We start from the raw sequence: 12,407 nt of genomic DNA on the forward strand, positions 1-12,407 counted from the left end.
GGCAACCAAGACGTGTCCGGAAGTAGAACATGGTGCAAACTCTTACCTCTTGACGTCATGCTTCTTACACCAGTCCAGAGACACGAGTCCGCCAAGAGCCGACTCGATCTCCTTGATGCTGACTAGGTGATCTTCCCACTCCTCAGGCAGGATCATTTCCTCGGTGGTGGGAACGCCCGAAAGATCCTGCTCCGGGAGAAAGCCGTAGGCCTTAACGCCATCCGGAGTCATGGCGACAATGATCTTCCAGAAGCGGCGTGGAACCTGGATCTTCAACGGCCCGCTCTCGGTGACCCCCAGGAAAAATCGGTCGTCTTTGGCAAGCACAGGGCCGGAGAAAAGGATCGCCTTCTCCGCCTTCGTCGCTTTCTGAATCATGTTCTCGAGGTCGCCCCAGTTGTAATCGCCAAACGGCGCCTGATTGAACCCCTTCACCTGCGGCGAACAATTGGTGGTGTAGTAGGTGTCGCCGTTTGCCATCTGAATGTCCTCGAAAGAAGATCCCCAGGCCATGTCATCGCGGCGGACGAGATGCCCCTTGTCGAACGCCTTGTTGTCACGCGTGAAGAAAATGTCGGGAAGCTGCTGGTCCTCCGGGATGCGGTCGTCGGTGACCCATTGTTCACTCACCCCTTCCGGTATCCCGCTGAGTTCCCCGCGCGTAGGCTTGCTCCCGTTGACCATAGGGCTGGCCCTTCGCCAATCGAGGTTTGCCGCGGTGAAAAGTGCCAGGCGTCGCTTCTTGTGCATGACGATCGAGAAGTGATGGTACTTCAGCTCGAAGTCCTCTCCTTCCTGAACCCTGGCCACCACCTTTTCGCCCTTGGCGGTGAGCTTCGGAAGTGGAACCTCCGATCCATCCTCAAACTCGAGGAAAGCGGGATCGTAGCCGGTGCGTTCGTCCATTCCATCGTACATCACCGGAATCTGGAATGACTCCAGGGCCTCTGCTCCCGCTGTCGCATCGGACAATTCTGCCGTACCTTGAGTGACTTGGCCGAGGGACACGGACACATTGAGCGGAATGGTCAGGGTGAAATCGTTTGCTGAACCCGTGACACCAAAGCCCATCCCGCGCGAAGGCACGGCCGCTGCTGCCTTGCGCACACCCGGAGTCCTCGGTTTCACTAGGATGGCTTCCTCTGCTACCGGGTTGTTCCAGAAATCATCCCACGCGTTGGTAGCGGGTACGATGCCCTCGAACTCCAAAAGTTCCGTCACCCGACGATCGCGGGCGAGCTCATGCATCGGAACCGAAAAGTTTGCCTCGAGGGTGATCCCCTTGAAGTGCAGACCAAGCACCAGCCCAGAGTCCACCGCCACTAGTGCCGAGCCTGAATTACCCGCCAGCGTGCTGCAGTCATGAATCATGGAGGGCACCTGGTGCTTGTAGCTGAGGGTGCTCTCCCGGCCATCGATCTCCCCCGGGGCGATCCGCTTCACACCGAAGATGTCTCCGAAGTTCTTCTCTTCCAACTCGACCGCTTTCGCCGAACGATCGTTGCCGCGACCGGGATAGCCGATCACGGCGATATTGCGGCTGATCAGTTCCTCCGGTGACTCAACGGAAAGCTTCAGGGGCTTGATGCCCGAGGGCACGTCCGTGACCTCCAACAAAGCCATGTCCCAGAAGGGATGGATCATCCGGATGCCGGTGATTTTCAAAGTCCCCATGAGATCGGTAGGGATGAAATCGCGCTCCCGACCAAAGTCCAACGCCGGAGAAATGCCGGGAATGAATGCCAGCTGTGATCCGGTCCCGACTCCCTTCACAAACGCCGCAGCGACATGGCGGTTCGTCATCATCAAACCATTACCCACGATGAAGCCGGTGCCGACATGCTTCGTGGACAGGCCGCTGGCGGAGAAGCGCTCTACCCGGCCAATCGCAGGAATCGCGGATTCGATGTTCGTACGGAAGAGACCTACATTGAGATGGAGCCAAGGATCCGGCAGATCTTCAAAGCTGCCGTTAATAACGAAGGATACCTGGCGACCGTTCTCTTCCACCACGGCTTCGGTGAGCTCGAAATCGCCTTCGCGCATGGCGTCGAAGTCTCCCTGGACGACTTTGTCCAGCGCCTCGATCTTGGCTCCGCGCAGACCATCGATGTCCATGCTTTCGAGGCTCTCCTCGCCGCCACCTTGGACGAGCGATTCGAGGTCGCCGGCGGAGTTAATGAGCTTTTGAAGTTTCTTACGCCTGGCTTCGAGCCGGGCTTGGGAGGGAGGAGTTTTCATTCGAGCATACTATTGGTGGAGAGTGGCAGATGGGAAACGGAGGAACAGTGGGGCGAGGGCACACGACTCCACGGAATGACTGCCCATGAGCATGGGCCACAGGGACTAGAAGCCGGCGTGACGGGCGGTCTTCGCCACGTAGAGATCCATGCTGTGATCAGAGACGCTCGGCAGGAAGCCCTCCACGCCTTCTTCTCCAGCCGACTCCAGCACGGCTTGCTCCACGCTTTCTTTGTCCAAGTTTGCGCCGCCTTGTTGAGAGCGTGCCAATAGGAGGCGCGCGCGCAACTGGTCGAACTCCGCCTCGGTCATCATCGGCGTATCCGCATTGACGGTGCCGAAATCAATCCCCAAGGACTCCAGCTCCTCGCTGCCAAGGGCATTTTCCAAGCTCCCGTCTTCGGAGTAGTGGATCAATTCTCCAGCATGCCGATACAAGGGTGGAATCATCGGCACGACATCCTGGTCGTTGACAAACCGGTAGTACTTCTCGTCGTAGCGCGCGGTGAGGAAGTCCTTGAAGCTCTTCTTGCCCACAGCCGGCTGCCCAAAGGTATGGATCCAGGATGGACGAATTGAATCACTCCATTCCGCCGCCGCGATAAGCGCCAAGGCTCCACCCAAGCTATGGCCGGTCAGCAGGACTTTCTTGCCGGGATGATTCGCCAGTTCGCCGAGCAACTGCTGCTCGACAACTTTGAATGCCCCAAGAAAGCCACGATGGACCCGGCCATAGGACTGAGTGGTTCCGATCACATTGAGGTTCGACATCCAGTCACCGAGATTCTCCGTGCCACGAAATGAAACCACCACGGCATGCTGCGAGGAAGCGAGGAAGCACTGGGTGTCATCGAAATCGAAGAAGCTACAAGATCCGAGACCCCATCCGCGGGTAACGCGCCTCACCTCCTCCTCGTTCGCATACGCTAGCCTTGCGGCGAGTGCCAGGGAGAGCGCGGCGTGCCAATCAAAATCCCTGCTGGTCAACGAGGAAATGCTGAACTTGTCGAGATACGAGTCCCGAGCACTCTCAGTCGATTCCGCGGCATCTCTCGTCGTTCGACCCGTAGCGAGCGCTCGCGTTTTACCGACCGCTAGAGCAGCAGCAGCGGTTGCTTTTGGCACTGGTGTACCAAGCGAAATTCTGATGTGGAGAGGGACGGTGCATTCTTGGGACATATTCGATAGGGGGAGGATGCATTGACTCGACGATGCCTAACTGCGAATCTGGGGGATTCTCGATGATACCCGACGGGAGGCATATCCATGGAGTTCAAGCTAATTAACGTTAGGTAGCGCAAGGATTCCCAGTCAATGAAATTGAGGGCGGCTCCAAACGGAGGTGCTGAATCTCCGTCATATGGATTTTTCAGAGCACTTGGGAAAGGCCGAGTGCGGCATTGGGGTCAGCCTCGTGATCTCCCCCAGAAGAGCCAATCCGCCCAAAGTTCCAGAGCTGCGTCGACTAAAGTGGGTTGCCTCAACGCACTTATGCCAGCCAATCCGAATCTTTGCCTAGGACGCTAAACGCCTGCCCAGTCACGACCGCCATCACTCGGCTGAGCGCCTGAAACATGTTAGACCAAGCGAGCGCTTTTCAGAAGTGGCACACTATTGGCATCCTATGCTTTCGGCACCATCAATACCCAATACTTAATTCATTGATAATAAGTGCCACCGGCCGGACTCGAACCGGCACGCAGGTTACCCTGCAACGGATTTTAAGTCAGATACTGCATTCACAACCGTCTATTGTTCAATTCCTCCGATTCTCGGAATTCTCTGATTTCGGGCATTTCTCAATTTTTAAAGGCAATAAAGGCACCACCTCTTTTATCCATTTCCGATGCCAACGGATCCGAGCACCCTTAGCGTCTTTGATGAAGCAGCATCTCGAGCGCCTTCTCTCGGGGGACGCGAGTGCGGAAAACGTTGAACTCGTCACCCTTGTCTCCCTTGACCGACTCCTCGGCCGAACCCGCGGCACCCTTCAGGGCAGGAAGCTCGAGCTCGCCGTCGAGGAGGCCAAGCCCGACTTCGGCGGACGGCTGCGCTTCCGCGGCCGCATTCTCGAAGCGCCCGCAACCGTCAAATCCTGACCCGTCCAAGCCGTCATGGAAATCCCCGAAATCCACGTGCTCAACCGCATCCGCTGGCAATTCTTCGGCACGCTCACCTTCAAGAGCGCCCGGATCTCCGACCGCAAGCGGCACCACATGTGGTACGCCTACTTGCGCCAGACCGCGCGGTGGCTCAAGATCGGGGATTTCCAGCGGCTGCTCTGGGTACTGCGCGCCGAGGAGGGCGAGCGCACCGGACGCTTCCACTTCCATTACTTTCTCGCAGGCCTGCCGACCCGCATGGCCAACCCGACCACCTGCTTCTTCCTCATGGACCTCTGGGAAGAGCTGCGCGGCGGGATGGCACGGGGCAGCGTGTTCGACCCCCAGCTGAACGCGGGGGCTTACATCACCAAGGACCTCGCCGCCTCCAACGAATCCCCGGTGATGCGGGGGTTCCACGAGTCCGGCAAGGTGTCGTGGGGGGACTGCCAGCTCACGATCGCCAACTCGGGCTGGAAAGCCGCTGCCAACCAGTTGCTCCAGCAGGAGACACGCACCCGGCGATAGGGCGCGTCCAGCAAACGCGGGCGTCAACACGCCGCGCTTGAAACCGGTTCCTTCCACGCCGCCCGGGCGCGGATGCGCGCAACAGCGCGCGCCGCTCCGGGCTGCGGGGAAGGTCGCTTGAAGGGGAGCTGTGTACACATGACAAAGATGAAAAACGGAGGGAATGCGGACATCCAGAAAACATAACAAATTTCAATTTTCAAGGACTGACAATGAATGCGTGGTGCGTAACAGGGAAAGGAATTTTACACTAGAGTCCATCATAACCGCGCAGCAGCGGATCTCGAGGCATTCTATACAAAAATACGCCTTCGTCCGCGGAAACATCGTAATTCACCACGACTAATCGACAGCCATATTTTCGACAACTTGCGTAACTCGGGGATTTGTCATCAAAATCAGTTGATTTACAGCTATAATACATGCCACTTACCGGCTTACCATAGACAATACAATAACTGTATGCATTGAAGTCCAGAGCTTCTACATCCGGCATATCCATCCTTATACTTCTCGCTCTGGTCGTTCTGTTAAAAAAACTCCTGTATGATTCTGCCGAATGAAAAAACTCATATGCATCTGGCAAGAAGCCGTCGCTTGCATTGGAGCATCTGGCTACTAACTCAAACCCCAAAAACGATTTCCTTAAATAACAGCATGCCAACGTCCCTACCCCTAAAGAGACAAGACACAAAGCAATTGCCAAACCGTAGTTTATACGCCTAATCATCGTTCTTTTCTTGAAGCGTTTGTCCTGGGGCCAACATAAACGAAATGGGACGACAATAAACTCTCCACACTCCATCCTCAGGATACGGAGTCAAATATTGAGGGCTGGATTTTGCTGTGCCAGTCCGCCAAGAATGGTAATTTACAGAGCCAGCAGTCCCATAGACACGCTCAAATGGGAATTTGTTAAAAAAGGCCTGAGCTACGGTTTCCCCTGTTCCAGCCAAATCCCCCTGCCTATGGTCTCCTGTACCGTGCGCCTTTTTTTCACAGTCGTCTGAGTGACACGAATACAGATACAGAACAGCCTTGCGAATATTGCCCTTAGGTTGAGGCAAATCTTGCACATTCGGCGCAATACTTTTTGAAATATTAGTGCGCCCATCCCCCGTGCTAGTCATTTGCTGGGCCGCGCTTGAAAGTCTAATGGATTGATTTTTCCCGTGAACCATAATCATTACCCGGCCAATTTCACCATCCATTTTCGCCCAATCATCCTTGAAATTATCTGTAGTATCAGTCTTGCTCATTGCAACTCCTGCAACTCCATCATGCGCTACCGCATTCTGATATTGAATCAATGCTTGCTCTGAGAAATCCTTGGCATCAACAAAAATATAGGTGACAACCTTCGCAAGATCTTGATCCGGTATTTGCACCCCGTTTCCGTCTACCCATATCCGCCCATCAGTATCTAGATATCGAATTCCGTCATTGCCGACGAACCCATACAAATTCACCCCTCCTCTTTCCTCAATCGGATCCCTTGATGGCCACCTCCCGGTCACCGGGTCGTAGTATCGGTAGCCGTAATAGTACAGCCCCGTCTCCGCATCCATTGGCTTGGTGGAGAAGCCGTAGAGAGGAGTATTATCGGATCCTGCGACCTGACGGCCAAAGGGGTCATACTCGTAGTGGGGCGCGTTTTCATACCCGTCCTCCAGATCCTCAGAAAGGTATTCGGTGACGTTCCCATTGCCATCGTAGGTCGGATAGGAGCTATATCCCCACACCCGGTTCCCCGAGCCATCCGTGCTGGGGGCAGCATGGTAGCAGAGAAGCCCGCCGACCCCGCCAGCCCCTTGGAATGACCCGCTGAGATCCTGGCCCCAGGTGAAGGCAAGTCGCGGCGTGATGGCAGGGCCACTGCCGATGATATACTGCATCACCACATTCCAGCCGTCGTAAAGGTAGCCGATGTCCCAAGCTCCGCCATTCGCCGCTGCGGTCGTGGTCCTACGGATGCGCCGACTCAGATGGTCATATTTGTAGGTGGCCAGCAGGACGTCGTCACCGTTCCGAACTTCCTTGAGCCGATTCTCGCCATCCCAAGAGAACTTCAGCTCGTAACCGAGGGAGTTGATCCCTGCATCTTCCGTCAGGTTCCCGTCGTCATCATAGACAGGCATCACCAATGGAGCCTGGCGGTCCACCTCATAGTATTGGTTGAGGTTGTTGGGAGAATAGGTCGTCATGAATTCGCCGGGTCCACTGCCGTCGGTGGCGGTAAGGCGATTCCCCCTGCTGTCGTAGGTGTAGGCGCGATTCTTCGAAGCGGGATCTTCGTTATGGATCGCGGACACGAGCTGGCCCTTCTCATCGTAGGACCACTCCCAACTGGGATTCCAGCTTCCAAATGCTGTTCCCTCGGGATTCATGTGCGTCCGCTGACCCAAGTTGTTCACCGTATAATTATACCGCGAAACCGTCGTGGCTCCAACCTTATTCAATTTGTCGGCCAGGACATCACGATCGGAGAACCACGAATTCGTGACGGTGTGGTGCGGGCTGGTGACGGTGGCGAGCAGCCCGAAGCTGCCGGAGGTATAGCCATAGCTGAAGGACTTGCCAGCACCGGTGACCCCGCCAAGGCGCCCGGCACTGTCGTAGCCATAGCTCACCTCATGGTCGATATCCGGATCAGCGGCTGTGCCGACCTCAATCCCGAAAGGACGCCCCAGGGTATCGTAGGACCGGGTGAGGACGCGCTCCAGGGAGGTGCCTGCCACCGGATGGGTCTCGGACTCGAGTCTCAGGGTCGTCGCATTGTACTTGTAGGTCCAGGTGACGCCGTCCCTCGTGACTGTCTCCAGCATTCCCGGCACGTGGTTGTTATCACCCGGAAACGCATCGTAGTTGTAGGTTACGTCGGGGGTGTCGTCATTGTAGTCGATCGACGTCAGCAGCCCGTAGGTGTATCCATAGGTCGTGGTGAGCTTCACCCCGGAAGAGGGGCCGGACTCGCGGACCCACTCCCTCGTTTTGAGCCGGCCACCGGGCGTATAGGTGTAGGATGGCCCGTACTCGTCATCCACGCTATTGTTTGAGAAATCATAGCGTTTCCCCATCAACTGGCCGTTCAGGGAGGAGTAGTTCCACCTGGTGACCGAGCTCGCACCGGTATTCAGGGTCAACATCCTGCCCGCGTAGTCGTAGGTGTAGGCCTGCTGGTAAGTCTGGGCACCGGACACTTCCTTGACATTGCCAGACGGGAAATAGGAATAGGTGGTGGTCTGGCTCATCGGGGCACCGACAGCCGTCCGACGTCCCCGGTGATCATAGGTAAAGGACGTGGCCTGACTGGCACCTGCAGGCGGGGTGGTCAGAACCACTGCATCTGAAATATTCGAGAGGTAGCCGGTAACCGTCACACCCGTGCGGGAGTCCTTGCTGTGGGTAGGACGATTGAAGCTGTCGTAGCCGCGGTCTCCATTCACCTTGCGGGCAGAGGTGGAGGCAACGATGCCATTGCTGGAGTTTCTGATCTCGGTCTTGTCCCACAATCCGCCGATGTGGGTCTCGACTGTTTTGCTCAGATCCACCGCCACCGACTCCACGGTCCAGTCACCTCCACCGGCCAAGGTGACCGTCGAGGTTTCCTCACCCGTGACGCCGATGCTCGAGGACCATGTCCTCAGGCCGTCCGCACTCCGATCGACTGTCGAAACGACGGACCCGCCGGAAGCGCTGGTGTCCCCATCCTTCCAGACTTTCGTCACGGTGCGAAGAACATGGACATTCGGCGAGCTGCTTCTCTTCACGGCGAAAGTCTCCGTGGACGTGATCTGATCCTTCCCCCAGGTGATCTCCCCGGTGAGATTGTTCATCTTCCGTGCCGAGATCGTGCGCTCTCCTTTCAAATTGTATCCGAATCGACTGTGAAAACCATCGGCATCGACCGTGCGTTCAAGTTGTCCGATGGAATTGTAGAAGTAGGAGGTGTTCCACCTCGCTGGCTTGAATTCACGGGATGTCCGGCCAGCATGGTCGTAGTAGGTGTATGTCGGCTCCCTCAAAGTCCCGCCTGTACCTGATGCGGATATCCCCTCGATCAGCGACTCGTAGGTATATGGCCCGGTGGAGCCGATCAGGTATGACATCTGCACCGAAGGCTGCAGATCCCCCCAAGAGCGATAGAGCTTGCCGTCGAAATAATTGAGCGAGGTCTGCTTCGGCGGGTTCGGGCCATCTCCAGTCACTTGGATCACCTGGTTCTCGACTTTCGAGCCGATCCCTGCACCCAGGCTGACCACTGTCCCAACGGGATTCCGATAAGTGGTGGTGGTGGTCGACTGCTGCACCAGGAATCCGGTTTGAGGCGATGCCCCCCACGAGCCGGTCACAGTCCCTGCTAGATTGGAAGTCGACCTTGAGATCTCATTGGCAAGGCCGGAGCCGAACAAGCCCCCCGATACCACCTCGGGGTAACGATATCGGGACACGGTCAAGCCCTGATACTTGACGGCATCGGTGATGCCCAGACGATTTGTCCGGATCACGCGATGGAGTTCGTCGTACTTGTATTTGGTCTCGATCCCGTAGCGATCGGTCTCCGAAGAGAGTCCACAACAGTCGTATGCTCGCGTCGTCACCCAGGGATTTGGCTGGGACGAGAACCATGTAATCTCTTCAGGGCGACCAAGGTGATCCACGTCTGTAGCCTTCCAATCTTCAATAACCGCACCATGTCTCTCGAGCTGTGCCGCTTGTTCCGCGGGGTTGGTCGCACCGGTGCTGATGGCGGTTGTCCATACTTTCTCGGTGTTTCCATCAGGATTGATTGTAGTTTGCCGGCTCGTGCCCTCGACAATAGCGCCAAGGCTCACGGCATTCTCGGTGATGACCCGGTATCCATTTCCATCCAATGAGTAATAATAAAGAACACCTGTGCCGTCGGGCCGGGTGATCGACTTGGGCTTGTTCCCCGTACCGGCACCACCGGCTCCCGACTGATGAAACTGGTAAACCGTCGTGAGAAAATTGGTCGCATTAGTGTAGACCTTCACCGACTTGGAGATGGTCGCTGCGGGACGACTCCAAGCCGTCTCGGTCTTGCGAAGAAGGAACCCAGGTGTCGAATCTGTAACCACCTCGATGCCGGTGTCTGGATCCCATGTACTCGTCCTGGTCATGGTACCAGACCCATAGGGCATCTGCACCCAGTGATAACGCCCCTTCAGTCCATACTCGGCATAGCTGTGCCTCTCGAAATACCCGTCGTAGCGGTCATGATCCTTGAGACGGCCCACGCCAACATACGATGCGGCACCGGTAAGCTCCCCATCCAGGTAGTAAGTCCAGGTACTCACGAGATTGACTCCGTCCGGATCCTTGCGAGTCTTGACGATTTGCCATGCACCGCCGATGCGGTGATATTCCCGGATCTCATCCGAAACAAGAAGGTACGAAAGCGGAGGAATGGTATCGTCAGAATCCAATTCGTAAATCTTCTCGCGATAGCTATGAGCAGAGTTGGTGGCTTCCAGAATAACCTTTTCCACCTTTCTCAAGGCATTTCCAGTAGGCGAGGACAAGCCCGAGATGAAGGTCCAGGTGCTTCCGGTCTTGGTCCATTGCATGATCCGGGTGCTCCCCCCGACCATCACCGATGTCACCTGAAAGATGTCGCCTGCCAGTTTCTCAACCGTCACCGTCCTGAAAACCGAGGTCGAAGGGTCAGGAGCAGTTGGGTTAGACGATACTGAAATAGTGTAAGCATTCGGATCAGCTGCCGTTGGAGCGGCCGCCACCGAGACATGGCTGCTCTGGGTGGTCACTGAGAGTATCGCTCCGCTTCCATCGAGTGTCTTGGTGATTCCATCCCATCCGTTCAACTCCAAGGCCGACGGACCAGGATTGTCGGTGGAATCCAAATGGACATTGAGAGCTGCTGAGATGCTGCCGAAATTTGACTTTCCAACGGGTACGGTGAAACGCACCGAGCCATTTTCGCCATGCACTTCACCTGCACCCGACGCAATCGAACCATCAGGACATGTTGAGCAAGATGAATCACAACCCTTGAAACAAAATTTGAAATGGAAACATGCGGACTTCTCGGATGACCCCTCCCTGGCACAAAACAAGGTCACAACGATAGGGCCATCCCATTCTGCTGTATCCAAGCTCCATTGCGGTGCCGGCGCATCTTCATCAATGGTCATGGTCTGTTCCTTTACGCCGTTTTCTTCCCTCAGCGTCACAATCAGATAGGACGTCCCGCAATCAGAGCAGTTCGAGGTTGTCTTTGTGGGCAGCTGAAGCTGAACCTGAATCTTTCCTTCCGAATCAGGAGAGACCTTTTTGCATTCTGACGGAAGGTCCGTGTTGCTCTCAAGGACGACTCCTCCTGCCGTCAATTTAGCATCATCATTATAACACGTACAACATCCGCAGACAACCGGCGGATTGTCAGGAGCCGTTCCAGTAGCCCATGAAAGGCCGATCCCTGAAAGGAGCAGCACCCCCAAGGCAACGCAAAATCTTAAGGGAGAAAATCTGATGTCGTGTTTCATCGTCGCGGTGAAAGTAGGAAAGGGTGAAATCAATTTTTCGGGGGTCGGGGGAGGTGACGCAGTGCTCCGGCGATACGGGGGTCGTGAGAGGTCAGGGTGCGCAAGACATCAAGATCGGACGGATCACCAATACGGCCGAGGGCCGCGATGGCTGACATGCGCTCCAAGGCATGGGCGCTTTCATTTTTTGCGAGCTTGAGCAGAGGAACACGCATATCGTCCATTCCCCGTTCTCCGGAGATTCGGCATGCCACCATTCTGGACCGGACCGAGGCATCGCCGGTATCCACATCGTCGGTGAGAATCGACCTCACTTCGAAGTTCATGGTTGAAAGGTCCATTCCGCTCCGCTGGTCAGGATCAAGCAGGTGCAAGCTGAGCAAGGCGGTTGGATAGAGCGCGCCACGAGCAGCCAGCAACTCCTCGAAGGTCGCTTCGATCGCACGCCGTAAGCTATTGTTCTCGCCTGCGCTCTCCCATGCCCTGCGCAAATGTTGGAGGGCGTAGTCCCGTGTGGTGGCGTCACGGTTCACATCGCGAGCAACGGTCGCCAGTACTTCGGAGAAAACCTGCAAGTCCACCGGCTGTCGATGCAGGACATTCGCTACTTCGTGAAACCAAGTAGACATGGCTGCGATCGAATCACCTTTGCCGGGGGTTACTAAAAGCGCGCGCAGCAACTCCTCGAGCTCGTCCGGAGAGAGTTGACCGCGGATGGTCATAAGCTCGCGCGTTCTGACGTTGGTGGTTAGCTCTCCCGAAAGACCCAAGGCGGAGGTGAGGTCGGGGCGCAAGATCTCGCCGCGATTCGACTCGGAACTCTCGCGAGGATGGAGATCAGTGAGAGGCAGCGAGCGAACCATCGACGGAGGCGTAGCGCCTCCCCGGAAGACGTTTTCACGCAGAAGCCACAGCGAACCTGCTGCAAGCACGCAGCCCGCAGCTAGAAGCATGAGCCGACGCTCACGCCAGAAGCGTTTCGCACGCTCCAGCATCATTGGTTGCGGTGAAC

The 12,407-nt window shown here is 56.3% G+C and carries 6 protein-coding genes; 2 read left to right on the plus strand and 4 right to left on the minus strand.

The features are described 5' to 3' along the window. Window positions 1-42 precede the first annotated feature (42 nt). Both OKA04_RS19930 and OKA04_RS19935 read right to left on the minus strand, forming a co-directional pair. On the minus strand, window positions 43-2,241 hold the full coding sequence (locus OKA04_RS19930; protein WP_264502972.1) for a DNA/RNA non-specific endonuclease: 2,199 nt from the start codon (window positions 2,239-2,241) through the stop codon (window positions 43-45). Window positions 2,242-2,346: 105 nt separating this feature from the next. Beyond that, window positions 2,347-3,420 carry a lipase family protein gene (locus OKA04_RS19935; RefSeq protein WP_264502973.1) on the minus strand — a complete coding sequence of 358 codons (1,074 nt, stop codon included), beginning with the start codon at window positions 3,418-3,420 and terminating at the stop codon, window positions 2,347-2,349. Window positions 3,421-4,121: 701 nt separating this feature from the next. On the opposite strand from OKA04_RS19935, the gene OKA04_RS19940 reads away from it, so the two are divergent. Beyond that, complete coding sequence (locus OKA04_RS19940) at window positions 4,122-4,340, plus strand: hypothetical protein (protein ID WP_264502974.1); 219 nt, start codon at window positions 4,122-4,124, stop codon at window positions 4,338-4,340. Window positions 4,341-4,355: 15 nt separating this feature from the next. Then, entirely contained in the window at window positions 4,356-4,871 is a 516-nt protein-coding gene (locus tag OKA04_RS19945; protein WP_264502975.1) for a hypothetical protein, read from the plus strand. A gap of 722 nt (window positions 4,872-5,593) precedes the next feature. Here the strand turns inward: OKA04_RS19945 and OKA04_RS24600 are convergent. Both OKA04_RS24600 and OKA04_RS19960 read right to left on the minus strand, forming a co-directional pair. Continuing rightward, a complete protein-coding gene (locus OKA04_RS24600) occupies window positions 5,594-11,395 on the minus strand; it encodes an RHS repeat domain-containing protein (protein ID WP_319800626.1) in 5,802 nt (1,933 codons plus the stop codon). Window positions 11,396-11,424: 29 nt separating this feature from the next. Next, complete coding sequence (locus tag OKA04_RS19960; protein WP_264502976.1) at window positions 11,425-12,393, minus strand: HEAT repeat domain-containing protein; 969 nt, start codon at window positions 12,391-12,393, stop codon at window positions 11,425-11,427. Window positions 12,394-12,407: the final 14 nt, after the last annotated feature.

This window comes from Luteolibacter flavescens, assembly GCF_025950085.1.
GTDB classification, from domain to species: domain Bacteria; phylum Verrucomicrobiota; class Verrucomicrobiia; order Verrucomicrobiales; family Akkermansiaceae; genus Haloferula; species Haloferula flavescens.